General features: G+C 54.6%; 16 protein-coding genes and 5 tRNA genes. 2 read left to right on the forward strand and 19 right to left on the reverse strand.

Annotated elements, in window-relative coordinates:
* Positions 1-2: 2 nt before the first annotated feature.
* The 3 genes from E0L13_RS02420 to E0L13_RS02430 form a co-directional block, all read right to left on the reverse strand.
* Positions 3-974 (reverse strand): 4Fe-4S cluster-binding domain-containing protein, encoded by a 972-nt coding sequence (locus E0L13_RS02420; RefSeq protein WP_206081475.1) that lies wholly within the window; start codon positions 972-974, stop codon positions 3-5.
* A gap of 222 nt (positions 975-1196) precedes the next feature.
* Positions 1197-1946: an IclR family transcriptional regulator gene (locus E0L13_RS02425; protein WP_168060043.1), complete on the reverse strand. Its 750-nt coding sequence runs from the start codon at positions 1944-1946 to the stop codon at positions 1197-1199.
* Between the two features lie 115 nt (positions 1947-2061).
* Positions 2062-3126, reverse strand: a complete 1065-nt coding sequence (locus E0L13_RS02430; protein WP_168060045.1) for an ADP-ribosylglycohydrolase family protein — start codon at positions 3124-3126, stop codon at positions 2062-2064.
* Between the two features lie 270 nt (positions 3127-3396).
* On the opposite strand from E0L13_RS02430, the gene E0L13_RS02435 reads away from it, so the two are divergent.
* Positions 3397-4284: a mechanosensitive ion channel domain-containing protein gene (locus tag E0L13_RS02435; protein WP_154876922.1), complete on the forward strand. Its 888-nt coding sequence runs from the start codon at positions 3397-3399 to the stop codon at positions 4282-4284.
* Positions 4285-4347: 63 nt separating this feature from the next.
* Here the strand turns inward: E0L13_RS02435 and argH are convergent, their stop codons facing one another.
* The 8 genes from argH to E0L13_RS02475 form a co-directional block, all read right to left on the reverse strand.
* On the reverse strand, positions 4348-5781 hold the full coding sequence (gene argH / locus E0L13_RS02440) for an argininosuccinate lyase (protein WP_168060047.1): 1434 nt from the start codon (positions 5779-5781) through the stop codon (positions 4348-4350).
* Positions 5782-5796: 15 nt separating this feature from the next.
* Entirely contained in the window at positions 5797-7029 is a 1233-nt protein-coding gene (locus tag E0L13_RS02445) for an argininosuccinate synthase (RefSeq protein ID WP_168060049.1), read from the reverse strand.
* 187 nt (positions 7030-7216) lie between these two features.
* On the reverse strand, positions 7217-8404 hold the full coding sequence (gene tuf / locus E0L13_RS02450) for an elongation factor Tu (RefSeq protein ID WP_168060051.1): 1188 nt from the start codon (positions 8402-8404) through the stop codon (positions 7217-7219).
* Between the two features lie 135 nt (positions 8405-8539).
* A tRNA-Met gene (locus tag E0L13_RS02455) sits at positions 8540-8616 on the reverse strand.
* 5 nt (positions 8617-8621) lie between these two features.
* Positions 8622-8697: transfer RNA gene (locus E0L13_RS02460), tRNA-Thr, on the reverse strand.
* Between the two features lie 55 nt (positions 8698-8752).
* Positions 8753-8828, reverse strand: a tRNA-Met gene (locus tag E0L13_RS02465).
* Between the two features lie 6 nt (positions 8829-8834).
* Positions 8835-8920, reverse strand: a tRNA-Tyr gene (locus E0L13_RS02470).
* Between the two features lie 5 nt (positions 8921-8925).
* Positions 8926-9001: transfer RNA gene (locus E0L13_RS02475), tRNA-Thr, on the reverse strand.
* 193 nt (positions 9002-9194) lie between these two features.
* Here E0L13_RS02475 and E0L13_RS02480 point away from each other — a divergent pair.
* On the forward strand, positions 9195-10115 hold the full coding sequence (locus tag E0L13_RS02480; protein WP_206081476.1) for a QueG-associated DUF1730 domain-containing protein: 921 nt from the start codon (positions 9195-9197) through the stop codon (positions 10113-10115).
* Here the strand turns inward: E0L13_RS02480 and E0L13_RS02485 are convergent.
* From E0L13_RS02485 to E0L13_RS02520, 8 genes are all read right to left on the reverse strand, one after another.
* A complete protein-coding gene (locus tag E0L13_RS02485) occupies positions 10077-10637 on the reverse strand; it encodes a YIP1 family protein (protein WP_168060053.1) in 561 nt (186 codons plus the stop codon). The two genes, E0L13_RS02480 and E0L13_RS02485, sit on opposite strands and share 39 nt — an antisense overlap.
* Positions 10634-11584, reverse strand: a complete 951-nt coding sequence (gene sppA / locus E0L13_RS02490) for a signal peptide peptidase SppA (RefSeq protein WP_168060055.1) — start codon at positions 11582-11584, stop codon at positions 10634-10636. Before sppA ends, E0L13_RS02485 begins: the two co-directional genes overlap by 4 nt.
* Positions 11585-11644: 60 nt before the next feature.
* Entirely contained in the window at positions 11645-12979 is a 1335-nt protein-coding gene (gene dnaB, locus E0L13_RS02495; RefSeq protein WP_087477825.1) for a replicative DNA helicase, read from the reverse strand.
* 15 nt (positions 12980-12994) lie between these two features.
* Positions 12995-14902, reverse strand: coding sequence for a Lon family ATP-dependent protease (gene lonC, locus E0L13_RS02500; RefSeq protein ID WP_168060057.1), 1908 nt, complete (start codon positions 14900-14902; stop codon positions 12995-12997).
* A gap of 26 nt (positions 14903-14928) precedes the next feature.
* Complete coding sequence (gene rplI / locus E0L13_RS02505) at positions 14929-15375, reverse strand: 50S ribosomal protein L9 (RefSeq protein WP_095630193.1); 447 nt, start codon at positions 15373-15375, stop codon at positions 14929-14931.
* Positions 15372-17387: a DHH family phosphoesterase gene (locus E0L13_RS02510; protein ID WP_168060059.1), complete on the reverse strand. Its 2016-nt coding sequence runs from the start codon at positions 17385-17387 to the stop codon at positions 15372-15374. Before E0L13_RS02510 ends, rplI begins: the two co-directional genes overlap by 4 nt.
* Before the next feature lie 18 nt (positions 17388-17405).
* Entirely contained in the window at positions 17406-18362 is a 957-nt protein-coding gene (locus tag E0L13_RS02515; protein WP_095630195.1) for a YybS family protein, read from the reverse strand.
* 83 nt (positions 18363-18445) lie between these two features.
* Positions 18446-20107 carry a ribonuclease J gene (locus E0L13_RS02520; protein ID WP_154876930.1) on the reverse strand — a complete coding sequence of 554 codons (1662 nt, stop codon included), beginning with the start codon at positions 20105-20107 and terminating at the stop codon, positions 18446-18448.
* Between the last annotated feature and the right edge of the window lie 2 nt (positions 20108-20109).

Below are 20109 nucleotides of genomic sequence, written 5' to 3' on the forward strand. Positions count from 1 at the left end.
AATTATATAGCCGCGCAGGCTGATTTCAGAAACGGCGCGCGCCGCCGTTCTTCCCGATACAGCCACTTCAAATCGTACGGTTCAAACACGACGCGGCGGTATGCGTCTACGTCCATCATCGTTCCGTCCCAATCGGAGTGGATGTCGCCATTCTGCTTGATCAGGATATCGTACAGGATATCGTAGGTCACGCCGTCCCTTTCATCCCGTTCCACAATAGTGCTGTACGGAAGGGTCTTGTGATAGGTCAGCTCCATCCCCTTGTAATCGAAATGGAAGCCGCAGCGCATACGGCAGCCGTCCAGCCCCGTATAGCGGGCGATGTACTTCAAATCGTGAAGAATTTTGTCGTTCTTTTCGTCGTACAGGTTTTCCGGCGTCGTTTCCGTATAGTCGAAACGGAATTGGATCGACGCGCCGGGAATGGCATGAAACCGTTCCAAATACGGGATCAAATCGCGGGCCGGATAGTTTTTATACAGCACGCAGTTGATTCGGAACGGCACGGCCAGGCGCCCCAGCAATTCGTCGTTCGATTCTACGACATAGTGCTGCATGTGGCGCGACACGTTGATGCAGGTAATCTTGTCCTTATTGCGCTGCGTAAAGGCGATAATATCGTCTTCGGTCTGAAACTCCGACACAGGCAGCGTCGTATTGATATATACCTTATGCGTACGGGGAATGCAGTCGAGCATATGCTGCAGCGAATCCAGGTCTGCGAAGGGCTCGCCCCCGGTAAACACAAAATCGCAGTACGGCGTGATGGCGTCCATGCGGGCGATGCTTTCGCAGATTTTTTCCGCCGAAAACCCCGTCATATCGGAATATTCTTCTTTATTAATGCAGAACGGGCAGTGATTGCGGCAGTTATACGGCACAAATACCGTCACCGTCGCCCCGCCTTCTCTTGTCTTGTACGGATGCCTGACGCGAACTGCCGGCTCCGCTGCTTCATGTATCATGCTGTTCATGTCTCTTTCGCCTCAACTCTTGAGCAGTCGCCGTCAATATGCTCCCACACCGCTTTGCCGCCGCAAGAATAAACGGATTTTCATACGGCCCAAAACAGACACACTGGCGCGGCTGCCCCTTTATCCACACTCCATTCTACCATAAAATTTCATTTCGTCCAATACATATTGCGTATTCTTTTATAGCATACATCGTATAGCAAATAATTCACATAACACATATTAGTGCAGGGCTTGGGTAATCTCGGCGGCCGTTTTCTTGACGGCCTGAATAATCTGCTCCTGCATGTCTTCCGTCACGCGGGACACCGGGCCGGACACGCTGATGGCGGCGATGATTTCGTGATTTGAAAAAATAGGCGCGGCAATGCAGGTCATGCCCAGTTCGACTTCCTCCCGCTCGATGGCGTAGCCGTTGCGCCGAATCGCTTCCAGCTCCTTCAGCAGCTCGTCCCAGTCGGTAATCGTGTACTCCGTAAATTTCTTCAACTTGCATCCTTCGTACCGGCGGCAGTACGATTCGGAAAAGGCCAGCAGGCATTTTCCCGACGCCGCGCAGTAGCTGGGCCGGATCGCGCCGATAGGAGGCGCCATGTCGACGGTCTGGGGCGATTTGATTTTTTCCAGGATGACGTGCTGCGGATACGGCGCGTCGGACTGGACGAAGGTCGTCATGTGGACGCTTTCCTTGCATTGAAGGGCCAGGGCCTTCGCATAGGGGTAGGCGACCTTTTGAAAGGATTCCTTTTCGCGGAACAGCATGCCCAGGGAGTACACCTGAAGGCCCAGCCAGTACAGTCCCGTTTCGCCGTCGCGGCGCACGAAGTCCCGCCCTTCCAGCGTATCCAGGGTCCGGCTCACGGTGCTCTTGTGCATTCCCATCTTTTTGCTGATCTGCGTAAGGCTCAGAGGCGCTTCTTCCTGTAAAAAGAGTTGAAGGATTGCCAGCGCCCGGTCAATTGATTCTATCATACGTTCCGCTCCTTCCTGCCAACAGCGTGCAGTTCCCGTCAACGCAATGGTTGTTGCATCGACGCAGTCTTACGTTTCATTATACGTACATTGGGAAGGATGTCAATATGTACGTTTACTCGTCCTTTTCTTCAGGGTTTACCGCAACAGAGCCGAGGCCCTGTTCGTATAAGTTCTTCGCCAGCCCTTGCAGGAGATCCAGGCATTCCATGTGGGTCAGCCAGTTTTTAGGCACGTCCTTCGCGCCGTACAGCGCGCCGGCGATGCTGCCGCTGACGGCGCCGCACGTATCGCTGTCGCCGTCCTGATTGCAGGCCATGATGACGGCGTCCTTCAGGGAGCTCGTCTTCATGACGCAGTATAAGGACAGGGCCAGGGCTTCGTCGGCATTCCATCCCAGGCCGAGCTTCTTCATGGACCGCACGGGGTTTCTGTCGCTCATGGCTTCGTCAACGGCCGTCTGCAAGGTCTTCCATAATTCGACGCCGCCTTCTTCCTGCTGCAGCCGCTCAAAAGCACCGGCAATAGCCTGCCCCAACGTCTTTCCGGCAGCCAGCAGCGAAATAACAGCACTGAACGTTCCCGCCGCTAAATAAGCCGTTGCGCCGCCGTGTGTCAGCAGCGCCGCCCGGCAGCCTACGGCAAAGGCCGCATCGGCGTCGCCGGCATAAAACAATCCGACGGGGCCGGTCCGCAGGACGGCGCTGCTCTTGCAGGCATTGGCCTTTTTTTCCTTCGTAAAGCGCAGCCCTGACGCCAGGGCAATCAGGCAGGCCTTGCCGGGAGCCCGGCGGGCAAACAACAGCGGTTCGCCCATGAGGTCGTATCCAAACGACTCTTCATGAGCCTGCTTTTTCATCCATCGTGCCTGTTCCGGCCGGATAATCCGCTCGGTCTGGGTATAATACCAGCGCATGTAAGACCGGTACAGCCCTTCTTCCGGCGCGAGGCCGTCGTGCTTGGCCCAGAGCAGTCCATCGGCCGTAAACAAGGCCAGCTGCGTGTCGTCGGAAATAATGCCCCGCTTGCCGTTCGCTTCCAATTTCAATACGGTCCGCAGCCCATAGGGACCGTACTTCTTATGAATCGTCTTCAAATCGACATATTCGATGAGATACCCTAACGCATCGCCTGCCGCGCCGCCCAACATGCATCCTACAAACCGTTCCGCTCCATCCATGGCTCTACCTCCAAAAAAATCGAAAAAAACATTTACATTATCGCCATTATTAGATATAATATTAATTTTACACATATACAGTATACCAGATACTAGTGGTCATACGCAAATGATATCTTGACATAGACAGGCATCTCACTCGTACTTGCCTATTTTTGTATGATATATACCCCCATGGGATTACAAAAATCAGGCGAATCCTGTATAATGAACCGTAACGGCGTACTGCGGCGCCGTCAAAGGACTTCTGTTTTAAGAAAGGATTGGATTATGAATACATCTACTGCCACCGCGACGGCTGCCGTCGCCCAAGACGTAAAAGAACAGGTCGCCCAGGGCGTGACCATGCTGGACCGCATTACAAATCTGCTGATTGACCGCGGGCCGGACATTCTATTTGCTATCGTCATCTTTATCATTGGCCGGTATATTGCCAAGCTGCTGAAAAACATCGCCGTGCGCATGATGACCCACGCCAACTACGACCACACCGTCATCACCTTCGTCAGCCAGATCATTTATTACGCCGTCATGGCCCTCGTCGTCCTGTCCGCCGTCAACAAGCTCGGCGTACCGACGACATCCTTTATCGCCGTCTTCGGCGCCTTCGGCTTAGCCGTAGGCCTGGCCCTGCAGAACAACCTGTCAAACTTCGCCTCAGGCCTGCTCATCCTCATTTTTAAGCCCTTTAAGTCCGGGGACTGGGTCAGTATCAGCGGCGTCGAAGGAAGCATCAAGGCGATCCAGGTGCTGAATACGGCCATTATCACCAAGGACAACAAAACCGTATTCATCCCCAACTCGCTCATCACCTCTTCCCAGGTCACGAACAGCTCCTATTTGGACGAACGGTTTATTCCCTTCCTCTTCGACATCAGCTACAATAATGACCATCACAAGGCCATCGCCGTCTTGAAGGATATATTTGCCAGAGACTCGCGAATTCTCAACAACGACACGTTGGAAATCGGCATTAAAGAATTCGCCGACAACTCCGTCCGCATCGCCGCCTATCCCAAGGTACGACGCCAGGACGTCATCCCCACGACGTACGACATCATGTCGGCCGTAAAAGACGCCTTCGACGCCAACGGCATCGAAATCCCTTACCCGCAGCGCGTCGTATATGTCCAGAAAACAGAACAAAAAGACAACTAAGATTCACCGCACAGCAAAAAGGCCACCGCACCAAGCGATGGCCTTTTGTCATATCTTGTTTTATTATTTCAACAACTCGTACACCGAAGCTACCGTATCGTTCCACAGCGAAGCTGTTTCTTCCTCAGCGGCGATGGCTCCGCGGCCGGCTTCGCACTGGCGCTTTACCGAGGCCGGAGACGTGCCGTTATACGTATTGCGCTGGTTTACGCACGTTTCGATGTCCAAGAAGTGGTGAATGTCTTCGGCAAAGAGGGGGCTCATGGACTGCAGTTCGTCCAGCGTGAGCTGCTGCAGCACCTTCCCCTGCTCGATGCAGTAATGAACGGCCTTGCCGACGACGGCGTGGGCTTCGCGGAAGGGCAGTCCCTTTTTGGCCAAATAGTCGGCCATGTCCGTTGCGTTGGAAAAATCGCTTTCCAATACGTCGCGCATATGCTGCCCGTTGACCGTCATCTTGTCGATCATGGCGGCGTAAATCGTAAGGGCAAATTTCAGGTTGTCGACGGCGTCAAACAAGCCTTCCTTATCTTCCTGCATGTCCTTGTCGTAGGCCATGGGAATCCCCTTCATCATCGTCAGCACACCCATGAGATGGCCGTAGAACCGGCCCGTCTTGCCGCGGACGAGCTCGCAGATATCGGGGTTCTTCTTCTGCGGCATAATGGAGGAACCAGTGCAGTGGGAATCGTCCAATTCAATGAACTTGAATTCCGACGACGACCAGAGGATGAATTCCTCCGACAGCCGGCTCAAATGCATCATGAGCTGGGCCGCAAATTCCAGAAAGGCGATGATGTAGTCCCGGTCGCTGACGGCATCGAGGCTGTTGTCGTAAATCTTGCCAAAATGGAGCGTACGGGCCACGAAGGGCTGATCCAGGGGATACGTCGTGCCGGCCAGCGCGCCTGCGCCGAGAGGCATCATATCGGCCATATCCCAAGCGTATTTCAAATGAGCAAAATCACGGGACAGCATGGAGAAATAGGCCATCAGGTGATGACTGAACAAGATGGGCTGGGCCCGCTGCAGATGGGTATAGCCCGGCATGATGACGTCGCCGTACTTCTCCGCCGCTTTGACGATGGATTTCTGCAGCTGGATAATCAATTTCGCAATCGCGGCGATTTCCCGGCGCGCGTACATATGCGTGTCCAGCGCTACCTGGTCGTTGCGGCTCCGGCCCGTATGAAGCCGTTTGCCCGCTTCGCCGATGGCGTCGGTCAGGCGCTTTTCGATATTCATATGAATGTCTTCCAGCTCGACGGAAAATTCAAATTCACCTTGTTCAATTTGCTCGTAGATGGCTTTCAGACCGGCTACGATCGCATCCTTATCTGCCGAAGAAATAATGCCCTGCCGTTCCAGCATCGTCGCGTGGGCGATGCTGCCGCAAATATCTTCCGCATACATGCGGCAGTCAAACTGGATGGAGGCGTTAAACTCTTCTACGCTTTTATCCGTGGCCTTCGTAAACCGGCCGCCCCATAATTTCATAGTACTAGTCTCTCCTTATTTTCCTGCTTTTTCTGCGTGCTGCTTCATGAGGGCCCGCATCTTGAGCGGCAGGCCGAAGAGGTTGATGAAGCCTTCCGCGTCGGTCTGATCGTATACGTCGTCTTCGCCGAAGGTGACGTATTCTTCGCTGTACAGGGAATACGGCGACGTAGAGCCGGCGCTCATGATGTTGCCCTTATAAAGTTTCAATTTAACCGTGCCTGTAACGGTTTTCTGCGTTTCGTTGACGAAAGCGTCCAGCGCTTCCCGCAGCGGCGAGAACCATTTGCCGTCGTATACGAGTTCGGCGTATTCGTTGGCGACCTTTTCTTTATAGTGATACGTATCCCGGTCTAAGCACAGGTATTCCAATTCTCTGTGCGCGTACATGATAATCGCTCCGCCGGGGTTTTCATAAATACCGCGGCTCTTCATGCCGACCAGTCTGTTTTCTACGATATCGACAATGCCGACGCCGTTTTTCGCGCCGATTGCGTTGAGTTCCGTCAAGAGTTCGACGGCGCCCATCTTCTGGCCGTTGACGGCGACGGGAACGCCCTGTTCGAAATCAATCGTAACGTATTCGGGAACGTCGGGAGCTTTTTCCGGCGGCGTCGTGACCATGTACACCATATCCTTCGGTGCGTTGGCCGGATTTTCCAAATCGTCGCCTTCGTGGCTCAGATGCCAGATATTCCAGTCCATGCTGTACGGATAGGGATTTTCTTCCGATTTATAATCGATGGGCACGCCGTGTTTTTCAGCGTAAACCAATTCGTCTTCACGGGATTTCATATCCCACATTCTCCAGGGAGCAATGAGCTTTATTTCCGGAGCCAGGGCCTTTACGGTCAATTCGAACCGAACCTGGTCGTTGCCCTTGCCGGTCGCGCCGTGAGCGATGGCGTCGGCGCCTTCCTGCTTGGCGATTTCGACGAGCTTCTTGGAAATGAGAGGCCGGGCGAAGGACGTACCTAACAGATATTTGCCTTCATATACGGCGCCGGCTTTTACTGTCGGCCAAACATATTCTTCCAGGAATTCCTTTTTAATATCCATGATGTATACTTTGGAAGCGCCGGAAGCGTAAGCTTTCTTTTCAATAGCTTCAAAGTCGTCGGGCTGCCCTACGTCGGCGCAGGCCGCGATGACTTCCGCGCCGGAATAATTTTCTTTCAACCAGGGAATAATGACGGACGTATCCAAACCACCGGAATAGGCTAAGACAATTTTTTTGATTTCACTCATGATAACTTCCTCCTCTATGCAACATACATACTGTAACTGCTATTCTTGTCTACGGGTGTTAGTATACACCCATTTGGAATAATATGCAAGTATATTGCATAAATTTTTGTAAGATATTTAAAAAAGAGCCGCAAGTCAATGCTTGCAGCTCTTTCTATATTTCAGTCAGTTCGTGATCTTAGGCGAATTATGCTTCGATTTCGGATACGACGCCTGCACCTACCGTACGGCCGCCTTCGCGGATAGCGAAGCGGAGGCCCGGTTCAATAGCGATCGGCGTAATCAGTTCTACGTCCATCTTTACGTTATCGCCAGGCATGCACATTTCCGTGCCTTCCGGCAGTTTGATAACGCCCGTTACGTCCGTCGTGCGGAAGTAGAACTGCGGACGGTAGCCGTTGAAGAACGGCGTATGACGGCCGCCTTCGTCCTTCGTCAAAACGTATACCTGCGCTTTGAACGTCGTGTGCGGATGAATCGAACCCGGTTTTGCCAATACCTGGCCGCGTTCAATTTCCTTACGGTCGATGCCGCGGAGCAGCGCGCCGATGTTGTCGCCGGCTTCTGCCAGGTCGAGGAGCTTACGGAACATTTCTACGCCCGTTACGACGGTCTGTTTCGGTTCGTCGGACAAGCCTACGATTTCGACTGCGTCGCCTACTTTAACCGTACCGCGTTCTACACGGCCCGTTGCTACGGTGCCGCGGCCCGTAATCGTGAATACGTCTTCAACAGGCATCAGGAACGGTTTGTCCGTCGGACGATCCGGCGTCGGGATGTATGCGTCTACTTCGTCCATCAGTTTGAGGATAGACTGTTTTGCTTCTTCGTCACCTTCGAGGGCTTTCAGTGCAGAGCCTACGACGATAGGTACATCGTCGCCGGGGAAATCGTAGGAGCTCAGGAGGTCGCGGACTTCCATTTCTACGAGTTCGATCAGTTCGGGGTCGTCAACCTGGTCGGCTTTGTTGAGGTATACGACGATAGCCGGTACGCCTACCTGACGGGCTAACAGGATGTGTTCGCGAGTCTGGGGCATCGGGCCGTCAGCTGCGCTTACGACGAGGATAGCGCCGTCCATCTGAGCAGCGCCGGTGATCATGTTCTTAACATAGTCGGCGTGGCCCGGGCAGTCAACGTGAGCATAGTGACGGTTGTCCGTTTCATATTCAACGTGAGCCGTGTTGATCGTAATGCCGCGTTCGCGTTCTTCCGGAGCCTTATCGATATCGGCATAGTCTTCGAATTTAGCATAGCCTTTTTCGGACAATACTTTCGTAATAGCAGCCGTCAACGTCGTTTTGCCATGGTCAACGTGACCAATCGTGCCGATGTTAACATGGGGTTTGGTTCTTTCGTAATGTTCTTTTGCCATTTTACTGATTTCCTCCTTTAGGAAAAAATTTACCATCTATATTGTATTCTATCACACAATATCTATTTTTGCTCTGTTTTCAGAAAAAAATAGTATTGCATATAGAAATAACCTCGTAAAACGAGGTTATAAATGTGGTGGCGGCTCGGAGATTCGAACTCTGGACACTGCGGGTATGAACCGCATGCTCTAGCCAACTGAGCTAAGCCGCCATGTTTGGAGCTATTGACCGGGATTGAACCGGTGACCTTATCCTTACCAAGGATACGCTCTACCGACTGAGCTACAACAGCTTACACCGTTCAAAGCACATATACAGTTTTTCTTTACTGCCTTGCAGTAAAAATTTGGTAGCGGGGGCAGGACTTGAACCTACGACCTTCGGGTTATGAGCCCGACGAGCTACCAACTGCTCCACCCCGCGATGATATGGTGGTGGGGGAAGGATTCGAACCTTCGAAGGCAGTCGCCGGCAGATTTACAGTCTGCTCCCTTTAGCCACTCGGGAACCCCACCATACCTGGAGCCGACAATAGGACTTGAACCTACAACCTACTGATTACAAGTCAGTTGCTCTGCCAATTGAGCTATGTCGGCATGTCCTGTCTCACAGAACGTAATTGATTATACTGGATAATCTCGATTCTGTCAAGACATTTTTCAGAAGTTTTTTCTTTCTTCAAAAGCTTTTCTTTTAAAGAAGTCTTTAAAACCGCTGACTTGGATAGTATACTATACTCTATAGAAAAAAGCAAGAGATAAGTTCAAAAATTTTGGAGGATATTTTTATATGATAGACAGCACAGATATAAAACGGTTTGCCGCCGCCCTTGGGTTGGACTGCGCCGGCGTCGCCCCGGCCGATCTGCCCCGGCCGCCCTATGCTGAAGAACCGCCGTGCCCGCTGGCCGCCGGCACAGGAGACGAGCGATACGAGCCGCGTCGCCTTCTCCCGTCGTGCCGTTCCGTCATCGTCGTCTTAGTTCCCTATTACACGGCGCAGACAGAACAGGCCAATCTCTCCCTCTATTGCCGGAGCGCAGACTATCATGCCGTCGTCGGCGCCTATTTAGATCAAATCGCCGCATATCTGCAGCGGCAATACCCCGGCAGCGAGCAGCACTGCATCGTCGATACGTCCCCGTTGTCAGACCGCTGGCTGGCCTATCAGGCCGGCTTGGGATTTTTCGGAGACAATCGCTGTCTCATCAACGATACGTACGGCTCCTATGTCTTTATCGGCAGCATCCTCACGTCCCTTCCCTTTGCGCCGGACCAGCCCCTGCCAAAGGAATGCCGCCATTGCGGCGCCTGCCAGTCGGCCTGTCCGGGACAATGCTTTGCCGGCGGCGCGTACGATTACAGCCGCTGCAAATCGTATATTACGCAAAAAAAAGGCAGCCTTACGCTGCCTGAAATACGATGTATAGAAAAAACGCCGCTCATCTTCGGCTGCGACGTCTGTCAGGAATCGTGTCCCCACAATGCCGGCGCCAAGGCGACGCCTCTTCCGGAATTTTACCGGAACCGCCTGTCCCAGCTTTGCCCTTCGGATATCGAATCGCTGTCCAACAAACAGTTCCAGCAGGCCTTCGGCGACCGGGCCTTCGCCTGGCGCGGCAAAAAGGTGCTGCTCCGCAATCTGGAATATGCGGCTAAGCCGGACGCCGCGTCAACTAAAAATCGAAACGACGGCAAAGACGACGTATAACAAGACGACGGCAGCCAAGACGGCCACGGCAGCCAGGGGCAGCAGCAGAACGGCAATACTTCGTCCCGTCCCCATGGCGTACGTTTCTTTGACGGCCCATACGTCCAATACCAGGGCCCAGACGCCTGCCGCCAGCGACACGGCCTGCACCAGCAGCTCCGGCGCTACGAATACGAAGCTGCCGGCTAATGTCGCTAAATTGAGGGGGATTTCCGTAAAGCAGAGGGCCGCGGCCAGGCTTTTCATAGACCCGTTTCGCCCGAGAAGGCGGGCGGCTCCATGATACAGCAAGATGCGCGCGGCAAAACAGAAGGCCGCTCCGCCGTACATGGCCACAGCCGTCCACACTGCCGCATCCTGCCACTGCGCCCATACGGACACGACCGAAAGCAGCACCGAAAGGGACCATACGACGACGCCTTCGCGAAAGCGCTGCTCCGGAACGATGACGGCCAGCGTTTCCTTAGGCGATACGACGATGCCGTAGGCCAGGGCTAAGGCTTCTTCAAGGTAATATCTCATTGCTGACGCGCTCCTTTCCATATCATAAGGGGGAAGGGAATTCTCTGTCCGGCTTCATACAGCCCTTCGGCCAGAGAAGACGCTGTTATCTTTCCGGACACCAGCTGCTCCCAGGAGAAGGCGTCGTCGTATGTCACCGTCGCCACCTTGTCCGAATTGGCGTGAATCAATGTCCCTGCATAACCTAAGGCGTCGTAATAATTCCCCAGCTCGTCGACGAGGCCTGCCTCCTTCGCCTGTACGCCCGTAAATACCCGGCCGTCAGCCAGGGACCGCGCCTTTTCGCTGTCCATATGGCGCTGCTCGGCCACGACAGCGACAAACTGCTCATACATGTCGTCGACCATATTCTGGGTCAGCTGCCGTTCCTCCTCGGTCATCGGACGGAAGGGCGAAAAAATATCCTTATGGGGTCCGGATTTGATTTTTTCTTCCCGTACGCCCAGCTTTTCGCTCAGGCCCTGCACATCATAATACGACATATACACGCCAATGCTTCCCGTAATCGTCGAAGGATTGGCGTATATTTTATCTCCGTAAGCCGCCAGCCAGTAGGCCCCCGACGCGGCCGTATCGCCCATGGATACGACGACGGGCTTGCCGGAATCCTTCAGCTTCTGCAGCTCTGCCGCCGCTTCCTGCGTCGCCGCCGCGCTGCCGCCGGGGCTGTTGACGCGCAGCAGCACGGCCTGTACGCTGTCATCCTGCCTGGCCTTGCGGAACTGGCGCATCAGTGCGCCCGACGTCGTCGAAGACGGGCTTCCCCAAGCCATATCGGCGTCATCGCCGCCGACAATCGGACCATTGACGCGGATAACGGCTACGCGCGGCTCCTGATACAGCTTCCGCACGCTGTCCGAGCGGGACAGGGAGCCGGCCGCGGCAACGGCGATAAACAGCACTGCCGCAACGACGCCGGCAATGCGGATTTTTTTCTGCTTTTCCATAGGGCCTCCTCTATACAAAAATAAGGGACGCAAGAGCGACAGCTCTCTATCCCTTACGCATTACAAACGGTCTTCATGGGTCGTATCCAAATTCAAGAATAAGGTATATTCGCCCTTGAAGTACAGCTTTACAGAACCGACGGGGCCGTTGCGGTGCTTGGCCAGTATGATTTCCGTAATATGCTGATTTTCCGTTTCCTTATCATAATAATCTTCGCGATATAAAAACGACACGATATCGGCGTCCTGTTCCAGCGCGCCCGATTCGCGCAGGTCGCTGAGCATAGGCCGCTTATCCTGCCGGCTTTCTACGCTTCGGCTGAGCTGCGACAGGGCGATGAGAGGCACCTTGAGCTCCCGGGCCAGAGCCTTCAGCGAACGGGAAATTTCGGAAATTTCCTGCTGGCGGCTTTCGGAGTTGCGCCCCTGCATGAGCTGCAGATAGTCGACGATGATCAGGTCCAGACCGTGCTCCGCCTTGAGACGGCGGGCCTTGGAGCGCATCTCCGTCACGGAAATGCCCGGCGTATCGTCGATGTAAATAGGCGCCTGATACAATTTATCACAGGCATCGGTCAGCTTCGTCCACTCATCGTCGCTGTTGAGCTGGCCCGTGCGCAGCTTCTGCGAATCGATGTGGGCGATTTGGCACAGCAGACGCTGTACGAGCTGCTCCTGAGACATTTCCAAGGAAAAGAAGGCCACGGTCTTATGCTGCTTTACGCCTACGTTCTGGGCGATATTCAGGGTAAAGGCCGTCTTCCCCATGCTCGGACGAGCCGCGACGAGGATTAAATCTGACGGCTGCAGCCCCGACGTCAGGCGGTCTAAATCGCGAAATCCCGTAGGCAGGCCCGTAATGCCCGCCTTATTTTCGTACAGCTTGGTGATCTTGTCCAGCGTTTCTTCGACGACGACGCCGACAGGCGCGAAGTCTCCCCGCCGCTTGCTCTCGGAAATCTGTAAGATACGCCGTTCGGCGTCGTCCAGCAAATCCTCCGGCTCTTTCTCGCCGTCGTAAGCCTCCGAGGTCAATTCGGTGCACGTCGTAATAATATTGCGGGCCAGGGCCTTTTCCGCCACGATATTGGCGTGATATTCGATATTCGCGGCCGTCGCGACCAGGTTCGGCAGGCTGAGGATGTACTCCAGGCCGCCGACGTCGTCGAGCTTCTTCATGCGCCGCAGCTCTTCCGGCAGGGTAATGACATCGACTTCCTTGTTGTCATGGTGCAGGTGCTCCATGGCTTCGAAAATCGTCCGATGCACTTCCCTGTAAAAATCGCCGGGCCGCAGCTTTTCCATAGCGGCTACGACGGCGTTGTGCTCCAGCATCATCGCGCCGAGCACGGCCTGCTCCGCTTCTACGTTCTGCGGCGGAATCCGCTGCTCCATAGTCTATGCACACTCCTACTTTACAAACATAACATCCAATACGTCCTGAATCGTTTCAGCGCAGCGTATATCCAAATCCAGATGGTGCTCCGGAATATCCTGCCCATTGTCCTTAGGAATGACGATGGCCTTCATGCCGGCCTGGCAGGCGCCGTAGGCCTTTTCAAATACGCCGCCGACGGGCTTTACCTGTCCCCGCACGGAAATTTCGCCCGTAACGGCCACATCCTGTCGGATCGGCGTCTGCGTAATAGCCGAGATGAGGGCCGTCGTAATCGCGCAGCCTGCCGACGGGCCGTCGATGTTCCCGCCGCCGACAAAATTGATATTGACGTCGTAATCGGACAGTTCCTTGCCCGTCACGCTGCGCACTACGGCGGCGGCGTTGAACATGGAGTCCTTGGCCATTGAGCCGGCCGTATCGTTGAAGCGGTAATAGCCCTTGCCGGCTTCACGGGCGGGAAAGGCGACGGCTTCGATTTCAATCGCCGAGCCTAAATATCCCGAAACTCCGAGGCCGAATATTTTCCCCACAGCCGGCACGTCGCTCGCCTTTTCCATGGCGTACGGCGTGAGGCGGCTGATCTGGGACACGCGGTGAATGTGATCCTTCGTGATGACGACGCCGTCCTTGCGGCCGGCCCGATATACGGCCAAGCCGTAAGCGTCGGCCAGAATATTGACGGCCTTGCGCCCTTCGATCGTAAAGGTGCTGATAAGGGCCGCCGCGCCGTCTTCCAAGACTGCGCCCAGCTCCCTGGCCGCATTTTCTACGATAGTCTGTATATCCGACGGCACGAGGGGCTCAAAAAAGATTTCAGCGCAGCGCGAGCGGATAGCCGGATTGATTTCCCAAGGGCTCCGCGTCGTCGCCCCGATGAGGATAAAATCGGCCGGCGCGCCTTCGGCGAACAGTTTTTTAATATACTGGGGCACGTTCGGGTCTTCTTCGTCATAATAGGCCGACTCGAACTTCACCCGCTTATCTTCTAATACCTTCAGCAGCTTGTTCAGCAGCATGGGATCCATCTCGCCGATTTCGTCGATGAACAAGATGCCGCCATGGGCCTCCGTCACCAGGCCCGGCTTGGGCTCGGGAATCCCCGTATCGGCTAAATCGCGGCGCGCGCCTTGATAAATGGGGTCGTGAACCGAGCCGATGAGGGGATTGGTCATATCGCGCGAATCCCAGCGAAGCGTCGTCCCGTCCGTTTCGACAAAGGGAGCGTCAGGTCCGAAGGGCGTAAAGGGAAGGCCTTTCGCCTCCTGCAGGACGATGCGGGCCGCCGTCGTCTTGCCTACGCCGGGAGGTCCGTACAGCAGAAGATGCTGCGGATACACGGAAGCCAGCTTGCTCTGCATCGCTTCTACAGCCCGTTCCTGGCCGACGACGGCGCTGAGCTTTTTCGGACGTACTTGCTCCATAATCGATTCGGACAGCTGTATCGTGTCGAGCTTCTGCAGTTCAGCCAGCTTGCGCTTCGTCTGCGGCGTCTCTACATCGTGCAGTTCTTCCTTGATAATCTGCATCTTGATTTCCTGCACGTATTCCTGCTGCTTTTCTTCCATCCGCTGGGAAATCTTCTTTTCCAGCCGCTCTTCCACAGCCTGGCGGGCCAGCATTTCAGCCAGTACGATTTCCAGCTCGTTCAATACGTCGATGACCTCGTCGTCCTTCGGGATGCGGTCGTACGACGCGTTTTCATATACGAGGCGCTGCAGGCCGACCAGCCGCTGCCGCGGGTCTTCCGAATGAACATAGGACAGGGCGGCGTATTTACTGGCCCTGAGCACCATCTTTTCCGCCCCTATAAGACCAGTAAAAGCGCCGTAAAGCACGTTAACCTGACGGCGGAGCTCTTCCTCCGCCGTCGGTTCCAGATACTTATGGCGCTGTAACAGTTTATCAAGCAATTCTTTCATAGTATCCCCTTACAGTTTGCCGCAGCTTATCCTTCTACGACATGAACCTTGATGACGCTCGTAATGGTCGGATGAACGCGGATGACGACGTCGTACGTTCCCAGCGATTTAATCGGGTCCTTGATTTCGACTTTCTTTTTGTCGATGTCGACGTCGTACTGAGCCTTCGCCGCTTCGCTGATATTTTTGCCCGTAATCGCACCGAATACCTTTCCGCCTTCGCCGACCTTTACGGGAATCGTCAGCTCTACCTTCTTCAGCTGGCTGGCCAGGACGACGGCTTCGTCGGACGCTACCTGGGCCTTATGCTTAGCCGCAGCCTGCTTCTGCTTCGCGTCGTTGATGTTTTCCGACGTGCCCGGCGCGGCTAATTTGCGGGGCAGCAGGAAATTGCGGCCGTAGCCTTCCGATACTTCTATGATTTCCCCTTTTTTACCCAATTTTTTTACGTCTTGCAATAATATTACTTTCATTCTTTTTCAGTCTCCTTATTTTTATTGATTACGTCCCACAGGGCCGTCATGACGTCCTGCTGCGCTTCTTCTACAGTACGCTCTTTGAGCTGCGCGCCGGCGACGGTGCGATGGCCGCCGCCGCCTAAGGCTTCCATGACGAGCTGTACGTTAATATCTCCCTTGGAGCGGGCGCTGACGCCGATATTGCCGTCAGGAAGCTCGCAGAACGTAAAGCTGGCGTTTACGTTGTCTATATTGATAAGCATATCGGCGATTTGCGCCGCTACAATGGTCGTGTTCTTTGTCCCCTTCGGGCAGGAAGCCATGGCCACGCCGTCTACGATGCGCGCCTCCGATAAGATGGCCGCCTTTTCCCGGACTGTCGTAAAGTCGGAGCTGAACAGCTCCCGCACGATTTCCGGGTCGGCGCCGCTGCGGCGCAGGTAGGCTGCGGCGTCAAAGGTACGGACGCCGGTCTGGACGGCGAAGTTTTTCGTATCGACGATAATGCCGGCATACAGGGCCGTCGCTTCGATTTTTTCCAGCTCTACGTCTTCCTGATAATACTGGAGCAGTTCCGTGACGAGCTCGCTCGTCGAAGAGCTGGACGGCTCCGTATACGTCAGGAGGGGCTTCTTGATAAAGTCGGAGCTGCGGCGGTGATGGTCGATGACGACGCGCCGTTCCGTCTGTTCGATCAAGGCCGGCGCGACGGTCATGTCCGTCCGATGGGTATCGACGATAAACAGCAGCGTCTGGCTGTTGCACAGCTCTTCCGCCGTTTCCGCCGAAATGAGCAAGTCCTTAAAGGCCGGCACGTTGAGTATCTGCGTTTCCAGGCGTCGGATGGCGTCGGTCTGCTTGCTGATGACGATGTGGACGGGCTTGCCGATGATGCGGGCCATGTGAGCCACGCCGACGGCAGCTCCGATGCTGTCGTAATCTTCCCGTTCATGCCCCATGACCAGGACGAGATCGCTCGTGTCGATGAGTTCGCGTATCGCCTGGGCGACGACGCGGGCCCGGACGCGGGTATTCTTTTCGACAGACCGGGTCTTGCCGCCGTAAAAATGAGGCGAGCCGTCTTCTTCATATACGACGACCTGGTCGCCGCCCCGTCCCAAGGCCAGATCCAGCCCGGCCTGGGCCTTGTCGGCCAGCTCGTTGAAGTTGACCATGCCCTGGGTCACGACATCCTTCGGGCAAGCCGCCACGCCCATGCTGAGCGTAACGGGAATGCGGTTGACCGTATGGATCATGCGGATTTTTTCGAGAAAGGAAAAATTGTCCTTCTTCAGTTCGTCGAGGGCCTCGCGGCTCAGGCAGGCGAAGTACTTTTCGTTGCCGTACGAACGGACGAAGGCTCCCAGCGACGTCAATTCGTCGATCAGGCAGTTGTTGACGTTTGTCCACAGCGTCGTCTGCTGGACCGACGTCATGCCCTTGGCGACTTCTTCCATGTTGTCGATTTCAATATCGCACAATACCGGCACGGAGGCAATGCAGTTCATCTTCTGCGTTTCCGTGTCCGTAATATCTTCAAAATACAAGATGAGATAGTTGTCGTCTTCCGCCGCTTCCGTCTGCAAATACTTGTAGACGACGCGGTAATACCGCTTATCGATATGTTCGAAAAAGTAGCCGAATTTCCCCCAAAATTTATCGATATTTAAATTGGGCATAATATGATCCAGCTTCTGGTCGTTGTCGATATCGCCGATCCAGTCGCGGAACACGCTGTTAGCCCAGCACAGGCTGGACTGCATATCGACGATGGCTATGCCGATGGGCAGGTTCTGCACGGCGTAGGTCGACGCCTGGTCGACGCTTTGGGAAACGGCGTCGAAAAACTGACTGATTTCCCGGTTGCGCTCGTTCGTATTTTTCCGCGTCAGCACGTAGGCCCCGATAATCAGTATCAGCGCCAGCAGCGCTATAACCCAATTATATACGGCGATAATAATCAGCAGCAAGACCGTAATGAGGAAAAAGGGCTCCTCGTTTCGTCTTGACAGCATTTCCTTCAGCATATGACTTCCCCCTGGGCATCACATCGTATTGCGTTTCTTGCGATAATTCAAAAGCATGTCCATCAATCCGGCGGCAAAGGCCGCGTAGGAAAACACGGGCATGACAAAAAACAAAATGATAATGAGCACCTGCAACCCCGTGCTGATATGAAACCGGCGGTCGAGGAAATAAAACAGGAAGGCCAGGCCCTGAATGCATATGAAGAAAAAGGCGACTTGATTCAAGTTGACGCCAGCGATACTGAGCCACTCGATATCCCGCGTCGTCCCCCAATATTTCATGACCAATGCCAGTACATATAAGTATATCACACTGCGCGAAATTTCCCAATAACGAATCGGCAAAAAGGGCTTGATGGAAAAGCCTAAGCGAACGAGTACCAGCTGGGAAATTTTGACGTTAATATAGGCGATAACCGCCATGGCCAGGCATAAAAACATGGGAAGCATAGACGGCAGAAGGCGCCGCACTTCTTCCAGCTGCATCCGCGCCTCGGCCAGCTGGATATCAGACATGCCGCTGGTTTTATACTGGGCGATCGTATCGGCGACGACCGTATCGAAGGCGCTGTAAATCGCCGCCAGCAAATTGATGTCGAGAACAATATACATAAGTGCGAGAAGAACGCCTGTAGCAGCAATGAGGGCCGCCGCTACGCAGGCCAGCATCTTGGCCGGCGCCCACTCATAGCGGAATCCGGCGCCGATAGCCAGGCCGACAGAGGCAAAGGTAATAAGCTGGGCAACTGCCGTCAGGGGATCGATGAAAATTCCCATGAGAATGCCTACGACGACGCCGAGCAGCAGCGCCTGGCGCATGCCGTATTTCATATAGATAATCGTCATGGGAATGGGCATGATAAAGTACCCGACAAAGGAAAAGAAGGGCATAAAGGTACTGAGAAGGGCCAGGATAAGCATGACGGCGGCAAAGCAGCCGGCAGTCGTAAGAGGCGTAATGCGCTTTTGTTCCACTGAATCATCTCCTTTCAAGAAAAGCCTGTCTACATGGTAAACAGCGGAGGCGCGCTGGCCTCCGCTGTCTCCGCAGTATTGCATTATACTTCCATAATAATCGGCAAAATCATAGGCCGGCGTTTCGTCTTTTCATATAAGTACCGGCTCAGCGTATCGCGAACCTGCGATTTAATGACCGCCCATTCGCGGATGTTGCCGGCTTCGCACCGTTCGAGGACGGCGGCGACGCGGTCGTGAGCTTCGCTGATCAGCTCTTCCGAATCGCGGACGTAGACAAAGCCTCTCGACACGATATCCGGTCCGGCCAGGGCGTGGCTCGTCCCCTTCGCCAAGGTCATGACGACGATGACGACGCCTTCCATAGCTAATTGCTGGCGGTCGCGGATGACGATGTTGCCGACGTCGCCGACGCCGAGGCCGTCGACGAATACGCGGCCGGCGTTGACCCGGCCGGCTTTATTGCCGGAACGGTTGGAAAATTCGAAAATCTGACCGTTGTCGCCGATGAGGACGTGATCCTTTTCGACGCCCATCTGCACCGCCAAATCGCCGTGCTGCTTCAGCATGCGGTATTCGCCGTGCACGGGAATAAAATACTTCGGCCGGATCAAATCCAGCATGAGCTTCAATTCTTCCTGGCTGGCGTGGCCCGACACGTGAATCTTCTTATCCCGGCCGGCAACGACGTTGGCGCCCAGCTTCATGAGGTTGTCGATGGTCCGGCTGACGCCCATTTCGTTGCCCGGAATCGGCGTCGCCGAAATGATGACCGTATCGCCCGGCATGATGCTGACGCTGCGGTGATTGTTGGAGGCCATGCGGGATAAGCCGGCCATGGGCTCGCCCTGGCTGCCCGTCGTCAGGATCAGGACCTGGTCGTCGGGATAGCGTCCCAATTCGTCGGGCTCGATGAGCACGCCGTCAGGCACGCTCAGATAGCCCAATTCGATGGCAATCTGCACGTTGTTGACCATGCTGCGGCCCAATACGGTCACTTTGCGCTTAAACTGCACGGCCGTATTGATCGCCTGCTGAATACGGGAAATATTCGAAGCGAAGGTCGCCAAAATAATGCGTCCCGTCGCAGCCCGGAAGGCCTTGCGGAAGGCGTGGCCTACAGTCGTTTCCGACTCGGTGTAGCCCGGCCGTTCTGCGTTCGTGCTGTCCGACATGAGCAGCAGTACGCCGCGGCGGCCCAGGTCTGCAAACTTGTGGATGTCCATAGGCTGGCCGTCCACCGGGGTCAGGTCGATCTTAAAGTCGCCTGTATGGACGATCGTGCCTACAGGCGTCTTAAAATACAGCGCGCTGGCATCGGGAATAGAGTGATTGGTTCGGATAAAGCCCACTTTCATGCAGCCGATCTGCACTTCGTCGCCGTGCTGCACCTCGTTCAATTTGTAATTCGTAATGTGATTTTCCTTCAATTTGCCTTCGATGAGGCCGCATACTAATTTCGTCGCGTAAACGGGCACATTTACTTCGTTGAGCAAATATGCCAAACTGCCGATATGGTCTTCGTGACCATGCGTAATGACGACGGCCCTCACCTTGTCCCTGTTTTCAATCAAATAGCTCATGTCAGGGATGACGAGGTCAATGCCAAACATATCGTCGTCAGGGAAAGACAGTCCGGCGTCAATCACGATGATGTCATTTCCGTATTGGATTACGGTCATATTCTTGCCGATTTCGCCCAAGCCGCCCAATGGAATGACCATCAGCTTTTCTTTCTTAGCCAATT

The sequence above is a fragment of the Megasphaera sp. SW808 genome, from assembly GCF_012027795.1.
In the GTDB taxonomy this organism is placed as follows: Bacteria; Bacillota; Negativicutes; order Veillonellales; family Megasphaeraceae; genus Megasphaera; species Megasphaera stantonii.

What these genes read in the sequence shown, in the direction of transcription:
- E0L13_RS02420 (WP_206081475.1), bottom strand. Translation starts at nt 974, where the DNA reads ATGAACAGCATGATACATGAAGCAGCGGAGCCGGCAGTTCGCGTCAGG.
- E0L13_RS02425 (WP_168060043.1), bottom strand. Translation starts at nt 1,946, where the DNA reads ATGATAGAATCAATTGACCGGGCGCTGGCAATCCTTCAACTCTTTTTA.
- E0L13_RS02430 (WP_168060045.1), bottom strand. Translation starts at nt 3,126, where the DNA reads ATGGATGGAGCGGAACGGTTTGTAGGATGCATGTTGGGCGGCGCGGCA.
- E0L13_RS02435 (WP_154876922.1), top strand. Translation starts at nt 3,397, where the DNA reads ATGAATACATCTACTGCCACCGCGACGGCTGCCGTCGCCCAAGACGTA.
- argH (WP_168060047.1), bottom strand. Translation starts at nt 5,781, where the DNA reads ATGAAATTATGGGGCGGCCGGTTTACGAAGGCCACGGATAAAAGCGTA.
- E0L13_RS02445 (WP_168060049.1), bottom strand. Translation starts at nt 7,029, where the DNA reads ATGAGTGAAATCAAAAAAATTGTCTTAGCCTATTCCGGTGGTTTGGAT.
- tuf (WP_168060051.1), bottom strand. Translation starts at nt 8,404, where the DNA reads ATGGCAAAAGAACATTACGAAAGAACCAAACCCCATGTTAACATCGGC.
- E0L13_RS02480 (WP_206081476.1), top strand. Translation starts at nt 9,195, where the DNA reads ATGATAGACAGCACAGATATAAAACGGTTTGCCGCCGCCCTTGGGTTG.
- E0L13_RS02485 (WP_168060053.1), bottom strand. Translation starts at nt 10,637, where the DNA reads ATGAGATATTACCTTGAAGAAGCCTTAGCCCTGGCCTACGGCATCGTC.
- sppA (WP_168060055.1), bottom strand. Translation starts at nt 11,584, where the DNA reads ATGGAAAAGCAGAAAAAAATCCGCATTGCCGGCGTCGTTGCGGCAGTG.
- dnaB (WP_087477825.1), bottom strand. Translation starts at nt 12,979, where the DNA reads ATGGAGCAGCGGATTCCGCCGCAGAACGTAGAAGCGGAGCAGGCCGTG.
- lonC (WP_168060057.1), bottom strand. Translation starts at nt 14,902, where the DNA reads ATGAAAGAATTGCTTGATAAACTGTTACAGCGCCATAAGTATCTGGAA.
- rplI (WP_095630193.1), bottom strand. Translation starts at nt 15,375, where the DNA reads ATGAAAGTAATATTATTGCAAGACGTAAAAAAATTGGGTAAAAAAGGG.
- E0L13_RS02510 (WP_168060059.1), bottom strand. Translation starts at nt 17,387, where the DNA reads ATGCTGAAGGAAATGCTGTCAAGACGAAACGAGGAGCCCTTTTTCCTC.